The organism is Sulfitobacter sp. SH24, from assembly GCF_965641895.1.
GTDB lineage: Bacteria > Pseudomonadota > Alphaproteobacteria > Rhodobacterales > Rhodobacteraceae > Sulfitobacter > Sulfitobacter dubius.
On sequence record NZ_OZ282575.1, the window covers coordinates 2,200,756 to 2,218,475 of the forward strand.

23 protein-coding genes are annotated in these 17,720 nt (G+C 62.4%); 12 read left to right on the forward strand and 11 right to left on the reverse strand.

The genetic code is table 11. From position 1 onward, the window contains the following. From ACSQ16_RS13450 to ACSQ16_RS13495, 10 genes are all read left to right on the forward strand, one after another. The gene (locus ACSQ16_RS13450; protein ID WP_243262787.1) at nt 1-297 is read left to right on the forward strand and encodes a DUF2849 domain-containing protein; all 297 of its coding nucleotides are present in this window, start codon (nt 1-3) and stop codon (nt 295-297) included. After that, nucleotides 297-1,973 carry a nitrite/sulfite reductase gene (locus ACSQ16_RS13455; RefSeq protein WP_243262786.1) on the forward strand — a complete coding sequence of 559 codons (1,677 nt, stop codon included), beginning with the start codon at nt 297-299 and terminating at the stop codon, nt 1,971-1,973. Before ACSQ16_RS13450 ends, ACSQ16_RS13455 begins: the two co-directional genes overlap by 1 nt. Then, the gene (locus ACSQ16_RS13460) at nt 1,963-2,754 is read left to right on the forward strand and encodes a phosphoadenylyl-sulfate reductase (protein WP_243262785.1); all 792 of its coding nucleotides are present in this window, start codon (nt 1,963-1,965) and stop codon (nt 2,752-2,754) included. The genes ACSQ16_RS13455 and ACSQ16_RS13460 overlap by 11 nt, the downstream gene beginning before the upstream one ends. Continuing rightward, on the forward strand, nt 2,751-3,179 hold the full coding sequence (locus ACSQ16_RS13465) for a DUF934 domain-containing protein (RefSeq protein WP_243262784.1): 429 nt from the start codon (nt 2,751-2,753) through the stop codon (nt 3,177-3,179). The genes ACSQ16_RS13460 and ACSQ16_RS13465 overlap by 4 nt, the downstream gene beginning before the upstream one ends. A 68-nt stretch (nt 3,180-3,247) precedes the next feature. Further along, entirely contained in the window at nt 3,248-4,096 is an 849-nt protein-coding gene (locus tag ACSQ16_RS13470; RefSeq protein WP_317406289.1) for a ferredoxin--NADP reductase, read from the forward strand. A gap of 190 nt (nt 4,097-4,286) precedes the next feature. After that, nucleotides 4,287-4,547, forward strand: a complete 261-nt coding sequence (locus ACSQ16_RS13475; RefSeq protein ID WP_243262782.1) for a pilus assembly protein PilP — start codon at nt 4,287-4,289, stop codon at nt 4,545-4,547. A 65-nt stretch (nt 4,548-4,612) separates the two neighbouring features. Continuing rightward, the gene (locus ACSQ16_RS13480) at nt 4,613-5,266 is read left to right on the forward strand and encodes an SDR family NAD(P)-dependent oxidoreductase (protein WP_243262781.1); all 654 of its coding nucleotides are present in this window, start codon (nt 4,613-4,615) and stop codon (nt 5,264-5,266) included. A gap of 72 nt (nt 5,267-5,338) precedes the next feature. Then, a complete protein-coding gene (gene surE / locus ACSQ16_RS13485; RefSeq protein ID WP_243262780.1) occupies nt 5,339-6,124 on the forward strand; it encodes a 5'/3'-nucleotidase SurE in 786 nt (261 codons plus the stop codon). After that, nucleotides 6,121-6,777: a protein-L-isoaspartate(D-aspartate) O-methyltransferase gene (locus ACSQ16_RS13490; RefSeq protein ID WP_093926535.1), complete on the forward strand. Its 657-nt coding sequence runs from the start codon at nt 6,121-6,123 to the stop codon at nt 6,775-6,777. The genes surE and ACSQ16_RS13490 overlap by 4 nt, the downstream gene beginning before the upstream one ends. A gap of 56 nt (nt 6,778-6,833) precedes the next feature. Next, nucleotides 6,834-8,084 carry a M23 family metallopeptidase gene (locus ACSQ16_RS13495; protein WP_243262778.1) on the forward strand — a complete coding sequence of 417 codons (1,251 nt, stop codon included), beginning with the start codon at nt 6,834-6,836 and terminating at the stop codon, nt 8,082-8,084. 65 nt (nt 8,085-8,149) lie between these two features. Here the strand turns inward: ACSQ16_RS13495 and ACSQ16_RS13500 are convergent, their stop codons facing one another. Genes ACSQ16_RS13500 through ACSQ16_RS13515 form a run of 4 tightly spaced genes read right to left on the reverse strand, consistent with a single transcriptional unit; the run spans nt 8,150 to nt 10,752 of the window. Next, nucleotides 8,150-8,998: an ATP-binding protein gene (locus ACSQ16_RS13500; RefSeq protein ID WP_243262777.1), complete on the reverse strand. Its 849-nt coding sequence runs from the start codon at nt 8,996-8,998 to the stop codon at nt 8,150-8,152. Further along, the gene (gene tatC, locus ACSQ16_RS13505; RefSeq protein ID WP_243262776.1) at nt 8,995-9,852 is read right to left on the reverse strand and encodes a twin-arginine translocase subunit TatC; all 858 of its coding nucleotides are present in this window, start codon (nt 9,850-9,852) and stop codon (nt 8,995-8,997) included. The genes ACSQ16_RS13500 and tatC overlap by 4 nt, the downstream gene beginning before the upstream one ends. Before the next feature lie 5 nt (nt 9,853-9,857). Next, nucleotides 9,858-10,478 (reverse strand): Sec-independent protein translocase protein TatB, encoded by a 621-nt coding sequence (gene tatB / locus ACSQ16_RS13510; protein ID WP_243262775.1) that lies wholly within the window; start codon nt 10,476-10,478, stop codon nt 9,858-9,860. Nucleotides 10,479-10,482: 4 nt separating this feature from the next. After that, nucleotides 10,483-10,752, reverse strand: a complete 270-nt coding sequence (locus tag ACSQ16_RS13515; RefSeq protein WP_067940504.1) for a twin-arginine translocase TatA/TatE family subunit — start codon at nt 10,750-10,752, stop codon at nt 10,483-10,485. A 171-nt stretch (nt 10,753-10,923) separates the two neighbouring features. Here ACSQ16_RS13515 and ACSQ16_RS13520 point away from each other — a divergent pair, with 171 nt between their 5' ends. After that, nucleotides 10,924-11,580, forward strand: coding sequence for a helix-turn-helix transcriptional regulator (locus ACSQ16_RS13520; protein WP_243262774.1), 657 nt, complete (start codon nt 10,924-10,926; stop codon nt 11,578-11,580). A gap of 2 nt (nt 11,581-11,582) precedes the next feature. Here ACSQ16_RS13520 and ACSQ16_RS13525 read toward each other — a convergent pair whose 3' ends face one another. From ACSQ16_RS13525 to ACSQ16_RS13550, 6 genes are all read right to left on the reverse strand, one after another. Then, a complete protein-coding gene (locus ACSQ16_RS13525; protein ID WP_243262773.1) occupies nt 11,583-11,939 on the reverse strand; it encodes a Lin0512 family protein in 357 nt (118 codons plus the stop codon). After that, nucleotides 11,932-12,282: a Lin0512 family protein gene (locus ACSQ16_RS13530; RefSeq protein ID WP_243262772.1), complete on the reverse strand. Its 351-nt coding sequence runs from the start codon at nt 12,280-12,282 to the stop codon at nt 11,932-11,934. The genes ACSQ16_RS13525 and ACSQ16_RS13530 overlap by 8 nt, the downstream gene beginning before the upstream one ends. Beyond that, nucleotides 12,279-13,367: an ABC transporter ATP-binding protein gene (locus ACSQ16_RS13535; protein WP_243262771.1), complete on the reverse strand. Its 1,089-nt coding sequence runs from the start codon at nt 13,365-13,367 to the stop codon at nt 12,279-12,281. The genes ACSQ16_RS13530 and ACSQ16_RS13535 overlap by 4 nt, the downstream gene beginning before the upstream one ends. Nucleotides 13,368-13,410: 43 nt before the next feature. Continuing rightward, on the reverse strand, nt 13,411-14,769 hold the full coding sequence (locus ACSQ16_RS13540) for a sodium:proline symporter (protein WP_243262770.1): 1,359 nt from the start codon (nt 14,767-14,769) through the stop codon (nt 13,411-13,413). A gap of 147 nt (nt 14,770-14,916) precedes the next feature. Next, a complete protein-coding gene (locus tag ACSQ16_RS13545; RefSeq protein ID WP_243262769.1) occupies nt 14,917-15,300 on the reverse strand; it encodes a hypothetical protein in 384 nt (127 codons plus the stop codon). Between the two features lie 18 nt (nt 15,301-15,318). Next, nucleotides 15,319-16,098 (reverse strand): SDR family oxidoreductase, encoded by a 780-nt coding sequence (locus tag ACSQ16_RS13550; RefSeq protein WP_243262768.1) that lies wholly within the window; start codon nt 16,096-16,098, stop codon nt 15,319-15,321. A gap of 138 nt (nt 16,099-16,236) precedes the next feature. Between ACSQ16_RS13550 and ACSQ16_RS13555 the strand changes: the two genes are divergently transcribed. Continuing rightward, nucleotides 16,237-17,250 (forward strand): Hint domain-containing protein, encoded by a 1,014-nt coding sequence (locus tag ACSQ16_RS13555; protein WP_243262767.1) that lies wholly within the window; start codon nt 16,237-16,239, stop codon nt 17,248-17,250. On the opposite strand, the gene ACSQ16_RS13560 is transcribed toward ACSQ16_RS13555, so the two are convergent. Then, nucleotides 17,247-17,630: a SnoaL-like domain-containing protein gene (locus ACSQ16_RS13560; RefSeq protein WP_243262766.1), complete on the reverse strand. Its 384-nt coding sequence runs from the start codon at nt 17,628-17,630 to the stop codon at nt 17,247-17,249. The two genes, ACSQ16_RS13555 and ACSQ16_RS13560, sit on opposite strands and share 4 nt — an antisense overlap. Nucleotides 17,631-17,720 lie beyond the last annotated feature (90 nt).

The window sequence follows — 17,720 nt, forward strand, 5'->3', positions numbered from 1 at the left end:
ATGCCCAAGCCTTTCACCCCCAAGGTCATCACCGCCAATGCGCTGCTCGAAGGCGACGTTGTCTACCAAACCGCCACCGGCTGGACCCGCAGCCTTTCCGAGGCCGAAGTGCTGACCGATGAGGCCGACGCCGATCTGCGCCTGATCGATGCGCTGAGCCAACAAGATATGGTCGTCGGCGTCTACCTCGCCGATGTGGCCCCCGAAGCGGGCGGCCCCAAGCCCACACACTTCCGCGAAGAGTTCCGCGCCAAAGGCCCGTCGAACTACGCCCACGGCAAACAGGAGACCCTGTGATGTATAGCTATATCGAATTCGACGATAAATTCCTCGCCGAGCGCAATGCCCAGTTCCGCGCCCAAGTCGAGCGCCGCATCGACGGCTCGCTCACTGAGGATGAGTTCAAACCCCTGCGCCTGATGAACGGCCTCTACCTGCAACTTCACGCCTATATGCTGCGGGTGGCGATCCCCTATGGCACGCTTAGCAGCGCCCAGATGGACAAGCTCGCATATATCGCCGAGAAATGGGACAAGGGCTACGGCCACTTCACCACGCGCCAAAACATCCAGTACAACTGGCCCGAGCTGCGCGACGTGCCCGATATGCTCGACGCGCTGGCCGAGGTAAACCTGCACGCGATCCAAACCTCCGGCAACACGATCCGCAACGTGACCGCCGACCATTTCGCCGGTGCCGCCGCTGATGAGGTCGCAGACCCCCGCCCCGTAGCCGAGTTGATCCGCCAATGGTCCACCGACCACCCGGAATTCCAATTCCTGCCGCGCAAGTTCAAGGTGGCCGTCACCGGTGCCGCCGCGGACCGTGCGGTGATCAAAGCCCATGACATCGGGCTGCGCATCGTCGAACGCGACGGCGAGCAAGGTTTCGAAGTCATCGTCGGCGGCGGCCTCGGCCGCACCCCGATGATCGGCAAGGTGCTCTATGAATTTGTCAGCGCCGACGACCTGCTGCCCACGCTCGAAGCCATCGTCAGCGTCTACAACGTGCTGGGCCGCCGCGATAACAAATACAAAGCGCGGATCAAGATCACCGTGCACGAGAACGGCATCGAAGACATCCGCGCCCGCGTTGACGCGCAATATGCGCTGATCCGCAGCCAGTTCACCGGCGTGGATCAGCAAGTGCTGTCGCGCATTGAATCCGATTTCGCAGCACCTAAGTTCAAAACCGCCTCCCTCGCGGCCTACGAGTCCGCCTATACCAACGATCCGGTTTTCCGCGCTTGGGCCGACACCAACCTCGCCGAGCACCGCGCGCCGGGCTATGCGATCGTGTCGATCAGCCTCAAGGCCCATGGTGCCACACCGGGCGATGCCACCGCAGACCAGATGCGCGTGATGGCCGACCTCGCCCGCCGCTTTGGCCATGACGAGCTGCGCATCAGCCATGAGCAAAACGTGATCCTGCCCCACGTGCACCGCAGCGACCTGCCCGAACTGCACGCCGCGCTGAAAGAGGCAAAACTCGCCACTGCCAACATCGGCTTGATCTCGGACATCATCGCCTGCCCCGGCATGGACTATTGCGCGCTGGCCACTGCCCGCTCGATTCCCATCGCCCAAGAGATCGCCACCCGCTTCGACGAGTTGAAGCTGGAGCATGACGTCGGCCCGCTCAAAATAAAAATCTCCGGGTGCATCAACGCTTGCGGCCACCACCACGTGGGCCATATCGGCATCCTCGGCCTCGACCGCGCGGGCGTAGAGAACTACCAAATCACGCTGGGCGGCGACGGCACTGAGAACGCCAGCATCGGTGAACGTGCAGGCCCCGGTTTCTCGGCTGAGGAAATCATCCCGGCCATCGAACGCCTCGTTCTGGGCTATCTCGACCTGCGTAACGATCCTTCGGAGACCTTTCTGCAAGCCTACCGCCGCCTCGGCCTCGCCCCCTTCAAGGCCGCGCTTTACCCTGAGACGGCCAGCAAGGATCAGGCCAATGCCGCTTGACATCCCTGAACTTCATCCTTTTTCAAATACCGCTGCGCCGTCCCCCGAGGGGCTGCGCACGGTCGAGGAAAAGGTGGCACGGCTCAACGCCGACCTGCGCCACCACGGGGCGACGGATGTGATCCGCCGCGCCGATGCAGAAATCGAGAACCTCACCCTCGTCTCCAGCTTTGGCGCGGAATCGGTGGCGCTCTTGCACCTTGCCTCCATGGTGTCGCGGGATATTCCGGTGCTCTTTATCGACACCGAAATGCTCTTTGCCGAAACGCTGGTTTACCAGCAGGAGCTGAGCGAACGCCTCGGCCTGCGCAATGTCACCACCCTGCGCAGCGAAGAGATCGCAGCACAGGATCCCGATGGCACGCTGTACCAATATGACACCGACGCCTGCTGTGCCTTGCGCAAGACCCGGCCTCTGCAGAGCGCGCTGGCGGGCTATGATGGCTGGATCACCGGGCGCAAACGCTTCCAATCGGGCAGCCGCGCGGCCTTGGAATTCTTCGAGGCCGAAGTTCCCAAAGACGGGGCCGCGCCGCGTATCAAGGTGAACCCGCTGGCCTATTGGGCAACCTCGGATGTGGCGGATTACATTACCGAGAACCGCCTGCCCCGGCACCCGCTGGTGGCCAAGGGCTACCCTTCGATCGGCTGCGCGCCCTGCACCTCGCCGGTGGCCCCAGGCGAAGACCCGCGTGCCGGACGCTGGCGCGATCAGAACAAAGAAGAATGCGGCATCCACTTTGTGAACGGAAAAGTGGTCCGAACAGGAGACAAATCATGAGCGTACTCGTAACCGACACAGGTTTCACCGCCGACGACTGGACCTATGGCTATTGCGAGGAGGGTGCGGCGAATGATTGCCGCGCCGTCGATCTCGGCTCGGACGCCGATGCCCATGCCCTCACGCTGACCCCGGCGCTCGAGATGATCCGCGTCGACTTCCCCTCTTTCGCGGATGGGCGCGGTTTTACCATCGCGCGCGTTCTGCGCCTCCGCGGCTACAAGGGCCGTTTGCGCGCCCGCGGGCATGTGCTGGCCGACCAATACGCCATGGCCCGCCGCGCGGGTTTTGATGAGGTCGAGATCGACAAGGATCTGGCCGCGCGTCAACCTGAGGACCAATGGCTGGCCCGCGCCGATTGGCAGGCGCACGATTATCAATCCCGCCTTCGCGGAGCCTCCTTACAGGCAGCGGCGGCCAAATAGGCCGCTTCATTGCCCTCCCCCCTTCCTTGCCATAAGTAGAGGCCGCAAACCGATTTGCGGAAACCATGATGACCGAGCAGAGCACAGTGAACCAAACCGCCGCCAAGCCCGTCCCGACGTTGCCCGATGCCCAGACTGTGACCTCAGTCACCCACTGGACGGATCAGCTATTTTCGTTCCGGGTATCGCGGCCCGCGTCCTTGCGCTTCCGCTCGGGCGAGTTCGTCATGATCGGCCTGATGGGCGATCCGCATCCCGAGACGGGCAAGCAAAAACCCCTGCTGCGCGCCTATTCCATCGCCTCGCCTGCGTGGGACGATGAGTTGGAGTTCTATTCGATCAAAGTGCAGGACGGCCCGCTGACCTCCAAGCTGCAGCACATCCAGCCCGGCGATCAGATTATCCTGCGGCCCAAGCCCGTGGGCACGCTGGTGCATGACGCGTTGCTGCCCGGCGACCGGCTTTGGATGTTCGCCACCGGCACCGGCTTTGCCCCTTTCGCCAGCCTGCTGCGTGAGCCCGAGACCTATGAGAAATTCGACGAGGTTATCGTCACCCACACCTGCCGCGATGTGGCAGAGCTGGAGTATGGCCGCCAGTTGATCGAAGGGCTGAAGGCCGACGAGCTGATGCAAGAGTTGATCGGCACCGACAACCTTGCCAAGATCCGCTATTACCCGACCACCACCCGCGAAGAGAGCCCCAAGATGGGCCGCATCACGCACCTTTTGCAGGATGGAACGGTATTTGCAGATCTGGACGTTCCGCAGATCAACGCCACTCATGACCGCGCCATGGTCTGCGGCAGTCTGGGCTTCAACAAGGATATTATGGAGATTCTCGAAGGCTTTGGCCTGACCGAGGGTGCCAATTCCGACCCACAACATTTCGTCGTTGAAAAAGCCTTTGTCGGTTAGGCCAAGTTAAGCCTTCCGAAAGGTCGCAACGTTACACCATGCATCGTCGGCGCCCCTTTGCCGACGATCTGGCAAAACCCTGCGCACGCCAATTCCGCCCCCTTCCGCTGCACTGCGGCAGGCGTTAGCTGACGGCTTTCTAGCGTGGGGGACCGCCGCGCGAAATGCAATCAAAGGCGAAAGGCACATCATGGCGAGCACTGGGACCCCGACCCCAAAGAAAGTCTCCGATCTGGCAACTGAAAAAGCCGATCTGTCCAGCACCGCGCTGATTGGCATCTTCGGCAGTGAAGCCACGCCCGGCGCCCTGATCCGCGAAGGCGGCGGCAAGATTTCCCGCGTCGGCGTTGGCGATCAAGTCGCAGGTGGCGTTGTCGCGGCGATCGGGCAAGGCGCGCTGGTGCTGTCTAGCCGTCGCGGCAACAAGGTGCTGCGCTTGCCGCAAAGCTAACACGTCCAAGGAGGCGCGACACCGCGCCTCTTGACCTGCCGCGCGGGGCAGTGCACATCGCGGGCATGAGCAAGACAGCATTGATCACCGGCGCATCGCGCGGCCTTGGCGCCGCATTGGCAGAGGCCTTGGCCCCCACCCATCACATCATCGCGGTCGGTCGCACGACCGGCGCGCTGGAAGAGCTGGATGACCGCATCCAAGCCAAGGGCGGCAGCGCCACACTGGCCCCGATGGACATCACCAACGCCGATGCCATGGCCGTGCTGTGCCGGGGCATCCATGACCGCTGGGGCGGGCTCGACCTTTGGCTGCACTGCGCCGTTCACGCTGCTCCGCTAACGCCGACCGATCACATCGACGCCAAGGATATGGAGAAATCCATCGCCGGAAACGTCACCGCCACCGCGCGGTTGATCACCTTCGTCTCGCCGCTTTTGGGGGCGAATGGCACGGCGGTCTTCTTTGAAGATCCGAGGGCGGGGACGAAATTCTTCGGCAGCTACGGGGCTACCAAGGCCGCGCAGATCGCGCTAGCGACCTCTTGGCAGGTCGAGACCGCGCAGATCGGCCCGCGCGTGCATATCCTCACCCCCGACCCGATGCCCACCGCCACCCGCGCGCGTTTCTTCCCCGGGGAGGACCGCGCCGCGCTGAGCGACACCGCCACGCAGGCCGCTGCGGTATTGGCGCAACTGTCGGAAAACTCCGCCTCCTGAACCGCGCGGCACCGGCGCGCTGCGCTTGCCGCCGGTCCGCCCCTCGCCTATCAAGGCAAAAAGGGGCCTTTCATGCGCATTCTGATTACAAACGATGACGGCATCAACGCGCCCGGTCTGGCCGTGCTGCGCGCCATTGCCGAGGAGTTGGCCGGGCCTAAGGGCGAGGTCTGGACCGTTGCACCCGCATTCGAGCAATCCGGCGTGGGCCATTGCATCAGCTACACCAAGCCGATGATGATCTCGCAACTGGACGACCGCGTTTTCGCCACCGAAGGCTCCCCCGCCGATTGTGTGCTTGCCGCGATCCATGACACAATGACCGCCGCCCCCCCCGATTTGGTGCTTTCCGGCGTGAACCGGGGCAACAATGCCGCTGAAAACGCGCTCTATTCCGGCACGCTTGGCGGCGCGATAGAGGCGGCGTTGCAGGGCCTTCCGGCCATCGCCCTGTCGCAATACTTCGGCCCGGCGAACCGCGATCTGGCCGATCCTTTTGAGGCCGCCGCCCAACACGGCGTTGAAACCTGCCGTCGCATTCTGGACCACAGTCCCAGCGAAGAAGCCGCCTATGGCCTTTTCTACAACGTGAACTTCCCTCCCGTCGCAGGGGCGGACGTGCGCGGCATCCGGCTGGCCCCCCAAGGCCGCCGCCCCGGCACCGGTTTTTCCACCGAAGCACATCTTTCGCCATCGGGGCGCCGTTTCTTGTGGATTAAAGGCGGCGACCAGCGCGTGCAAACTGCACCGGGCAGCGATGCCTGCGTGAACCTTGACGGCTATGTTTCGGTCACACCAATGCGCTGCGATTTGACGGATCACACGGCCTTAGACACACTGGCAGGCATTAACGGATGAATGAGCCGCCCATCTCTGAAGCGGAACGTAAGATGCAGTTCCTCTACGCGCTGCGCTCCAAGGGCGTGACCGACGCGCGTGTGCTGACGGCGATGGAAGCGATTGACCGCGGCCCCTTTATCCGCGGCATCTTCGCCAGCCGCGCCTATGAGGATATGCCCCTGCCCATCGCCTGCGGCCAGACGATCAGCCAGCCTTCAGTCGTGGGGTTGATGAGCCAAGCCTTGCAGGTGTCGTCCCGCGATAAGGTGCTCGAAATCGGCACCGGCTCGGGCTATCAGGCGGCGATCCTCAGCAAGCTCGCGCGGCGGGTCTATACGATCGACCGGCACCGGCGCTTGGTACAAGAGGCGCGGGGCGTGTTTGAAGCGATGGATCTTAACAACATCACCGCGATTACCGCCGACGGCAGCTTCGGCCTCGCCGAACAGGCGCCCTTTGATCGGATCATCGTCACCGCCGCCGCCGAAGACCCGCCCGGCCCCTTGCTTGCCCAACTCAAAGAGGGTGGCATCATGGTGCTGCCCGTGGGCCAATCCGACACTGTTCAGCACCTAATTCGCGTGCGAAAGACCGCTGACGGGCTGGAATACGACGAATTGCGTGCCGTGCGCTTTGTCCCCCTGCTGGAAGGCTTGGGCAAGGACGGTTAATAGGTTAGAGAGACAACGCCCCATATCTTTAAGGGGGCGAAGATGAGGACTTGCAGATGCGCCAAACACGCTTGCGCCGCCACACGCGGCTGACCCTAATGGCCGGAACCAGTGCGATACTGCTGGCCGGTTGCGAAAATCAGCCGCTTGATTACGACATGCGCAGTACCTTTGGCGATGGTTTCTCAACTGCCGAGGCCGCACGCGGCCCCCTTGCTGATCGCCCCAAACCCGATGCGCGGGGCGTCATCGCTTATCCAAATTACCAAGTCGCTGTCGCCCGCCGGGGTGATACGCTCAAAGACGTGGCTGCCCGCGTAGGCGCAGATGGCAATGAATTGGCCCGCTACAACGGCATCGAACTTAGCGTACCGCTGCGCCAAGGCGAAATCATCGCCCTGCCCCGCCGTGTGGCCGAACCCGCCCCCGGCACCGATGGCAGCGTCGACATCACCACCCTCGCAGGCAGCGCGATTGACCGCGCCCCGGCGACGCCAACGGTACAGACACAAAGCCTGCCGCCCGCAAGCAGCAGCCCCTCCACCAGCGCGCCCGCGCCTCAGCCCACGGCACCGCAATCCAAAGAGCCGGTCCGTCACCGGGTGGAGCGCGGCGAGACGGCCTATACCGTTGCCCGCCTCTATAACGTGCCAGTCAAAGCGCTGGCCGAATGGAACGGCCTTGGCCCCGATTTTGCGATCCGTGAAGGTCAATTCCTACTGATCCCGGTCGAAAAGCAAGCGCCCCCACGTCTGGCCACCAACACCGCCTCCAGCGCCGCCGCATCGCGGCCCCTTGAGCCGGTCACCAGCGCCCCCGGCGCAGGCAGCCCCACACCGACGCCCCCCTCGGCTGCCAAGCCGCTGCCGCAGGATGAGACCGCGAAACCTTTGCCGCCCAAAGCCGAGCCTGAAAAACCCGTGGCCGATGTCGGCAAGCCAACTGCACCCGCGAAGGCCTCCAAGATGACGCCGCCTGTCCAAGGCTCCATCATCCGCGCTTATGCGAAGGGCAAGAATGAAGGCATCAACATCCAAGGCAGCCCCGGCGCACCGGTCAAGGCCGCCGAAGGGGGCACCGTCGCCGCCATCACCAAGAGCGCAGAGGGCATCCCGATTGTCGTGGTGCGCCACCCGGACAACCTGTTGACCGTCTATGCCAATGTGGACGGCGTCAATGTTGCAAAAGGCGATACCGTCAGCCGAGGCCAGCAGATTGCGAAACTGCGCGGCGGATCGGAATCGCATGTGCATTTCGAAGTGCGCAAAGGCTTTGAGAGCGTCGATCCAACGCCATACATTCAGTAAGAATACGAAAAAAGGGGCCCGCAGATAATGCAGGCCCCTTTTGTCTAACATCGAGATACCGTTGTTCAGCCGCCCGTAACCGGGACACCCTTGCGGCCGGCGAGATCCACAAAATACTGCCATGCCACACGCCCCGACCGGGCACCGCGCGTGGCCTGCCATTCGACAGCCTCTGCACGCAGGGTTTCGTCGTCGATCTCGACCCCGAATGCATCGCAATAGCCCCGGATCATGGCGAGATACTGGTCTTGATCGCAGGGGTGGAACCCCAGCCACAGCCCAAAACGGTCAGAGAGAGAGACCTTTTCCTCCACTGCTTCGGACGGGTTTATCGCACTGCCACGCTCATTCTCGATCATGTCGCGCGGCATCAGGTGACGGCGGTTCGATGTGGCATAGAGCACGACATTATCAGGCCGCCCCTCGATACCGCCGTCCAGCACCGCTTTCAGCGACTTGTAATGCGCATCATCATGGCCAAAGCTGAGATCATCGCAAAACAAGATGAACCGCTGTGGTGCCCCCCGCAGAAGACTCAGCAGACGCCCGACCGACGGCAGATCCTCGCGCTGCAATTCAACAATGCGCAGACCTTCATGCGATGCATGAACATCAGCATGTATTGCTTTGACAAGGCTTGATTTTCCCATACCGCGCGCGCCCCAAAGCAGCGCGTTATTCGCAGGCAAACCCGCCGCGAATTGGCGGGTGTTGGCCAAAAGGGTATCCCTTGCCCGGTCAACGCCAATCAACAGCGGTAGGTCTATCCGCGCGACCTGCGGCACCGGCACCAGACGGTCGGGGTCGGTGTGCCAGACAAACGCCGTCGCCGCGTCAAAGTCGGGGGCGGAAAGCGGCGCCGGAGACATACGTTCCAGCGCCGCCGCGATACGGTCCATCGGGTCGTCGATCACAGCAGGTCTTCCTCGTCTTCGTCGTCAAAGTAGCCCTCTTCGCGCAGCTTTTCGTCACGCTTTTTCTCGACCCGGCGCACGAGGAAGATCGAGATTTCATAAAGGCCATAGACCACCACGAAGAGGATCACCTGCGTGATCACGTCCGGCGGGGTGACCAGCGCGGCCAACACCAGGATCGCCACCACAGCATATTTACGGACGTTGCCAAGACCTTCGGAGCTGACCAGCCCGGCCTTGCCCATCAGCGTCAGCAGAACAGGAAGCTGGAAGCAAAGACCAAAGGCCACGATGAACTTGATCGTAAGCGAAAGGTATTCCTGCGCGGAGCCTTGGAAAGCGATGGCGGCGATGCCGTTCTCACCCTCCGGCCCCTCACCAACAAGCGTGCCCGCCTGCTGGAACCCAAGGAAGAAATCGAACGCAAGCGGGGTGACGACGTAGAAGGCAAAGGCCGCGCCGAGGAAAAACATCACCGGCGAGGAAATCAGGAAGGGCAGAAAGGCGCCCTTCTCGTTCTTGTAAAGCCCCGGTGCCACAAAGCGCCACAGCTGGTAGCTAATGAAGGGAAAGCCCAGCACCAGACCGCCCAAAAGTGAGATCGAGATCGCGACAAAGAAACCTTCTTGCAACTTGATCAGGATCAGCCCGCAGTCATCCTGACCCCGTTCAGCCATGGCCGAGCACAGCGGTTCGGTCAGGAAGTTGAAGATCGGATTCCAGACGGTAAAGCAGATCACCATACCGATGATGAAGGCGATGACAGAGTGGATGAGCCGCGTGCGCAACTCGGCCAGATGCTCGATCAGCGGGGCCGAGCTGTCGTCGATATCATAGTCGTCGGAGGCGCTCATTTAATTTACTCTTTTTTCGCGGCTGGTTTGGGGGCCGCTGGCTTCTTGGTGGCAGGCTTTTTCGCGGCAGGTTTCTTGGCGGCCGTCTTCTTAACCGCTGGCTTCTTAGCCGCTGGCGCCTTTTCGATGGCAGGTTTTGCCGGGGCCGCCTTTTTTGCCGCAGGTTTGGCAGCCTCTGCCGGGGTCGCGTCAGACAACTTTGCCTCAGCCGCCTCGGCCTGTGTCATGGCTTCAGCCGCTTCGCGTTGCTTGCGCTCGGCAGCGGCGCGGGCGGTGCTGGCTTGGATCTTTTTCACATCCTCTGCCTTTTGCGCCGCCAGTTTGCCGGTCTCGCTGTCGGGGTCAAAGTTGGTCAGCGAACGGGTCGCGTCCTTCACCTCGTCCATCGCGCTGCCCAGGGGATTGGTCGCGGTTTTCAGCGACTTGTTCAGCGACGACGACATCTCGCGCATACCGCTTTCATCAGCGGCGTCGTTCATGGCTTGGCTGAATTCACGCGCCATGCCCTTGGCCTTGCCCACGAATTGCCCGACGCGCCGAAACAGCACGGGCAGATCCTTGGGGCCGACCACGATCAGGGCCACCACGCCAATGACCAGAAGTTCCGTCCAACCCAGATCGAACATCGGGTTACACCCGGTCCTTGTCGGCCTTCAGGTCGGTCTTAGGATGCGTGCCCTGATCGGCATGCTCGGGCAGGTCGGCATGGTGCACTTCGTCGACATGTTTGATGTCGTCGCTGCGCTTGGTCTCTTCTTCGCCTTCGCTGATGCCTTTTTTGAAGCTGGTGATGCCTTTGCCAACTTCACCCATAAGCGAGGAAATCTTGCCGCGGCCGAAAAGCACCAGCACGACAACCGCGATCAGCAGCAGGCCCGGCAGTCCGATATTGTTCAACATGTCTGTTCTCCCATCATGTTTGGCACGCGTGCGGGCGCACCGGTTTGTCCTGTGATAGCGGCCCTTGCCGGGGGCATGAAGAGGCAAAGCGGTCGAGACGGCAGCGCTTGGTGCCGTGCACCGCAGATTTCGCGGATGCAGAATCACTCCTGACGTGTTTATGTCAGGAGCATGAAAAACAATAATCTTAGGCTGGTCACACTGATCGACACCCTGCGGGATGGCCGGGTGCATCGGGCGGATGATCTGGCGGCCTTTCTGGGTGTATCGGTGCGTACAATTTACCGCGATATGGACAAGCTCAGCGCCTCGGGCGTGCCCGTCGCCGGGACGCGGGGCGAAGGCTACCGGATCACGCCTGCAATCACCCTGCCGCCCATCACCCTCACCCCAACTGAACTAGAGGCGCTAAACCTTGGCCTCGCAGTTGCGGCGGAGGTGGGTGATGCCGATTTGCAGGACGCGGCCGGGACATTGGCCGCAAAGTTCGACGCCGTCCTACCGACCGAGAGCATCGCCGAAGGTGCCGCATGGCGCCACGCGCTGCACCCGCAGGGCAAGGCGACACGGATCTTTGCACATCTACCCGTGCTGCGCGCGGCGATACAGGCGCGGCAGAAATTGCGGATCGGCATCGTGAACGAAGACGCTCGGGTCGTCCGACCGCTTAGGGTAGAGAATTGGGGGCGTTTTTGGCTGCTGACCGCATGGTGTGAAGACGACGAAGGATTCGCGACCTACCCGTTAAATCAGATTGATAGTGCAGAGGCGCTACCAGAACTATTCGTAGATGAGCCGGGAAAGAGCTTGGCTGACGCCCGCGCCTAGTCTTAACCCTTCAACCGCCAGCCAGTTTGCGATGGCAAGAACGCCTCGACACTCGCCTGTGCCACGACGATCGTATCCTGTCCCGTGGGCACGTTGAGCCCGCCCATGACGGCACGCACCTCGGCCCGACCACGCGGTAGCTTGGCCACCAGCACGTCGATATCCACCTTGTCAGGTTCCTGCACCGCGACGGTGACCTGCACGCGCATTTGGTCCGGTGTCACGTCTAATGCACCAAAAAGCGGCAAAGACGAGTGGCGCAGGGCATCCTCGATCGCGCGGGCGCAGGCTTTGGTATAATCCATCCCGTGCAGATCATTGCCCATGCCCATTTCGATGATGATCCGTTGCTCAGTCATCCGCACGCTCCATATCGAACCCCACAGACAGTGCTACATTGGCCATGACGGTCGGGTTGCCATCGCCTTCCGGGCGGGGCACGTTAAGCCCGCCGAGGTGCAGATTGACCGTCACCTGGCCATAGGGAAAGACCGCACGCAGTGCTTCGGCATCAACCAGATCGGGGCGCTGCACGCCCACGTCGAGGATGATGCGCATGGCGGATTTGTCGAAACCGAAAAGTTCGGCCAGATTGATCGAATTATGCCACAGCGCATCCTGCACCGCGCGTGTCGCGGCCTGCGTATAATCGGCGCGGCGCAGGGACGACCCCATGCCAAATTCTACCATCAGCGGGGTCATCGCGTCACCGGAAAGACAAAGCAGCGGTCGCGGCGGACGGTCAGCCACATGACAGCACCGGGTTGCGGAAGAAAGACATTGGGCACCGTTGCCCTCAGCCGCGAGCCGTCCTGCTCAAGCACGAATTCGACAAGGCTTTCGTTGCCCATGAACCGCGCCCGCTCCACCACGGCGCGTGCCGGAGCGCCATCGGTTGCCGTTGGGCGCGGGCCTTTGCCTGCACGGTCAAAATCAATGCGGAGATGCTGCGGGCGAAAGACGATATTGACCGGCGTACCATCGGGCACTCCGGGGGCAAGAAACTGGCCAAAGACCGTATCGGCCAATGCACCGTTCACCGTGGCTTCCAACACATTCGCATCACTGAAAAACGCGACAGAGGCGCGATCGACGGGCCGCGTATAGACGTTATAGGGCGCGCCCTGCTGGACGATCTTGCCGTCGCGCATCAGCGCGATTTCATCAGCCATGCGCATCGCCTCATCCGGTTCATGGGTGACGAGCAGAACGGCGGTGTCTTCCTCTTTCAGGATGCTTAGGGTCTCATCGCGGATGCCATCACGCAGACGGTTGTCGAGGCCAGAGAACGGCTCGTCCATCAGCATGATCCGTGGTTGCGGGGCAAGCGCACGGGCCAGCGCCACACGCTGTTGTTCACCGCCCGAAAGCTGATGCGGGTAGCCGTCGATGTAGCGCAGCAGGTCCACCCGCTTGAGCAAATCTTCGATGCGATTGCGTTTCTCGGCCTTGGTCCCGGTCTTGAGCCCGAAGCCCACGTTATCGGCCACGCTCAAATGCGGGAACAGCGCGAAGTCCTGAAACATCAAGCCAATCTCGCGCCGCTCGGGTGGGACGCGAAACACCGTGTCGCAGATCAGCTTGCCATCGACGTGGATCGTGCCGCTGTCTTGCATCTCAACCCCCGCGATCATCCGCAGGGTCGTGGACTTGCCGCAGCCAGAGGGGCCGAGCAGACAGGTCACCTGCCCCGGCATGATCTGTAAAGACACGTCGTCGACCACCTGCCGCCCGCCGTAGCTGCGGCGCAGGTTTTTGATTTCTAGTCGGGGGGTGGGGTCTGTCATAAGAAGATGCAGTATCCGATCAAATCGCTCGGAAACCCAGCTATCAGCCCCGTCGCGCCCCCGCAAGCACCGCCGCGAAACCAGCGATCAAGACGAGCACGCAGATTACCAGCAATTGCTCATATTTATGCCCCTCCGGCAGAAGGGCCGCCACAGGTTCCCAGCCCCGCGCGAAATAGGCAGCCGCCCCCAGCATCGCGGCGGCGAAGGCAGTAAGGTAGCTCCAGACCGCAATCCGCCGTCCGGCCACCAGCCCCACCAAGAGCACCGGAGTGAGGAACATCGACGCCGTCCCGCTGACCGCCACGGCGTCAAACAGCGTGGCATTGCCCCAAAGCGTCAGCAGCGCGCCGAGGATCATGAACCCTGCCATCACCAGCCGCCCGCCCATCAGGCTGCGCGGCGCGATGCGCCACTCCTCGACCATCAGCCGCGCGGCAGAGGCCAGCGCGGAATCGAGCGTCGAGAGGGCGGAGACCAGCAGCGACAGTACCAGCGCCACGAAAATCCAGCCCGGAAACATCTGCCCCCATGTGCCGATCAACTCGCCCTCATAGGCCGCGCCGGTGAGGCTGGCTTGGATGCCGAAAAAGCCAAAGCCGATGATGCAAAGGGTCGAAATCCAAAAGGCATGGAGGAAGGAGGCCCGCGTCGTGGCTTCATCCGCTAGAAAACCGCGGTCCATCATCACCGGATCGTGGGCGGGGTAAGAGAAGACCTGCAGCAGCGCGACAACCAAAAGCACCCAGCCGTTATACGGCCCCGACACGCCCGGCGCGCTCAGCACTGCGCCAAGCTCAAACCCTGGGCTAAGCAGGAGCGCGCCAAGCGCGAGGCCGAAGACCACAAGAAAAACCAGCATCTGCACCACATCCGTGCGCAGCGCGGCAGACAGCCCGCCCCATGCCGAATAGCCAAAGCCCAAAGCCGCGACGATCAGCACCGCCAGCGTGCCAGACCCCGGCCAGACGGCCTCGAAAATCAGCGCGACGACCAGCAGATTGGCAAAAACCTCTGACAGCAACCGCAGCCCGATCACGAGGTTATAGGCCGCCGTGCCCGAACGGCCGAAATGCCCGCCCAGCCAGTCCTGCACCGAGCGCGCCCCGCCGCGGCGCAGGTGGCCGACGATATAGCCGCCCGTCAGGAACGATCCGTAATAGGCCGCATAGGCCAGTGTGCCTGCGATACCGTAGAAATAGCCCAAGATCGCCGCGTTCATCAGGCTGCGGGCGAAAATCCACGTGGTAACTTGGCTCAGCACCAGCACCCAAAGTCCCGGCGCGCGGCCCGCCGCATTGGCCCCGCCAAAGAACCCTTCGATTGTGGCACGGCGCGGCGCGACAAGCAGGCTGGCAAGGATGACAGCCGCGAAGAGAACAATTAAAACGGTGCTTTGCATCGGGCAGGCCCTTTCGGTGAGACAACCCCTTTAGCGTTAGCCGCGCGGCTTGAAGTGGGCTAGTCCCGAAACACACGCTGTCAGAAATGTGATGGCCCGGCGGCGTGGCAAGGGCCTGCCTCCGCCATGCCGCCGGATCAATCCTCGCTAAAGCCCGATCCCGCATTTGCGGGTGATTGGCACCAGATCACGCTGAAAGCGAATCCCCGCATTGCGATGGATCCGCGCCGCCAATCCGCCAAAGTCCGCCGCGCGGGTCAGTCTGTGTGCTTCACCGATGGCATACTCAACCTCGCGCACATAGGCCTCGGCCACGGGGCGGCCGCGCAGTCGTTCGAGTTCGGCCAACGCACAGGCAGATTTGCCGCGCCGCTCGGGGCTCCAACGGGCCTTGGCAGGATCACTTCCCATCACGCTCAGCATCCGCCCGTCCAGCGCGACCTGCGCCGCCTCATAGCGCGGCAGCAGGTCTTGGGCGCTGGCCGAAGTGGCGAAGAGGCCGACCAGCAGCGCTGCGGCTTTTATTACCATTTCGGCCCCCTTCTCTGCTTACATTGTGATGTTGGTGCCGCCGCCGTCCAGCAGCAGGTTCTGGCCCACGATAAAGCCCGCGTGCTGCGAACAGAGGAACGCACAAGCCGCGCCGAACTCTTCGCGCGTGCCATAGCGGCCTGCGGGAATGCCAGCCTGCCGCTCGGCGCGGGCCTCCTCCAGCGTGATGCCCTTGGCCTTAACCACACCCGCATCCAGCGAATCCGCGCGGTCGGTGGCGTGAATGCCCGGCAAAAGGTTGTTGATCGTGACCCCCTTGCCCGCCACCTGACGCGAAGTGCCCGCAACATAGCCGGTAAGCCCGGTCCGGGCCGAGTTGCTGAGGCCCAGCACGCCAATCGGCGCGCGCACGGATTGGCTGGTGATGTTGACCACCCGGCCCCAGCCACGGTCCATCATGCCCGGCACCAGCGCTTTGATCAGCGCGATGGGGGCCAACATATTCGCGTCGAGCGCCTTGATGAAATCTTCGCGGTCCCAGTCATGCCACATGCCCGGAGGGGGGCCGCCCGCGTTGTTGACGAGGATGTCACAGCCCTCGGCGGCCTTGATGACCAGCGCCTGACCCTCTTCGGTGGCCACATCCGCCGCCACGGTGACGACTTCGACGCCATAGTCCTGACGGATACGTTCTGCCGACGCCTCAAGCGCCTCGGCGCCGCGTGCGTTCATCACAAGGTTGACCCCTGCCGCCGCAAGCGCTTCGGCGCAGCCAAGGCCAAGCCCTTTGGACGAGGCACATACCAGCGCCTTCTTACCTTTAATTCCCAAATCCATTATGCGATTCCTCCTATGCATTTGCATATGCCTACCACGCCCTGCGGCCAATGCCAGCAAATCACCCGAGCCTTGACCCATGTGGGCCACAATTCTACCTTATCCCGCTGGCGAAAGCCCCTGAACCAAAGGCCCGTCATGTCCCGCACCCGCCCCGCCCCCGCCCAGAGCATTGCCGTCTATCGCGCCGAACAACTCCGCGCGACCGATGGGGCGAATATGGGCGATACGCTGTCTTTTGCCGCTGAATTGGTGCTGGATGATGTCTATGAGCTGGACCGTGCGGCCGAGCCGTTGCGCCTGTCTCTGCTGACCCTGCCGGGGGATCAATTGCAGCTTGCCGAGGATACCGGCGTGGGCAGCCCCGGTGCAGACCTGCATCTCGACAGCCTGCTCACACTGATGTCGCCCGACGGTCAGACCCAAGAGGCGCTCCTGCTGGTCGAGGTAGATGGCCAAGGGCGCGCCGCTGAGGTTTACCTCTTGCCACTGGGGCCGCTGACCCCGCAAACGGGCTACCGCATTGTTGGGATTGATACCCAAACTGCGCAGCAGAAATTCGGCCAACTCGCCTGCGTGTCCTTCACACGCGGCACCCATATCTCGCTCAGCACCGGAGAGCTGCGGCGCATCGAAGACCTCCGTATCGGTGACCGTATCCTAACCCGCGACGACGGCGTTCAGACCCTACGCTGGATTGGCCAGAGCACCCTGCGCGCGGTGGGCGATTTCGCTCCGATCTGCATTCGCGCAGGCACGCTGAACAACGAGCATGACCTGATCGTCAGCCCCGACCACCGGCTTTTCATCTATCAACGCAGTGATGAGATGGGCGCGGGCCGGTCGGAACTGCTCGTGAAAGCGCGGCATCTGGTCAATGGTGACAGCGTGACGGTGCAGGACGGCGGCTTTGTCGACTACTTCCAACTGCTCTTTGACGGACACCAGATCATCTATGCCGAGGGGATTGCTGCCGAATCCATGCTGGTCGACAGCCGCACCCGCTCGGTCCTACCGCCGGAAATGGCCGCAGCCTTGGGCGAGGTGATCCCCGGCCATTCCAATCTGCCCCATGCCGGGCTTGATCTGGCCGAGGCGCTGCTCAACCGCCACGATGCGGCGGCGCTGCTGAGAAAAGCCTCAACCCGTTAGGGGGCCTCAACGGCGTAGTGAAACTCTTCTCGCACGATTTTGCCGTTCTTCACGTGGTAAACGCCGATCTCTTCCATCTGAAAGCGGTCACCGCTCTGCTTGTCGGTGGCGTCGACCTTGAAGAACGCGCTGAACTGCTCATCGCCGAAATAAAACGGGCCAGAAACTTCGGTTGCATGTTCCTCCATCGCGTTTTCCCACCAGTCGTGTTTGCCGTGGATCGCCTTGATGCCATGCGTCTCGCGCCCCTGCCCGCCCATATCGGCGGCCTCTACCGAAACGGCATCCTCGGCATACAATTTATCTAGGTTCTCGCGCACCTTAGCGGCACCGGCACGGCAGCCGTTAACCAACTCTTGAGCAATCTCTTTCAGTTCCATCGCAAATCCCTCCATGTACCACTTATGTTCTCATGCTAGGCCCGCTGTCGATTCGCAGCAATGCCCAGATTGCGCCCGGTCGCGGCGCAG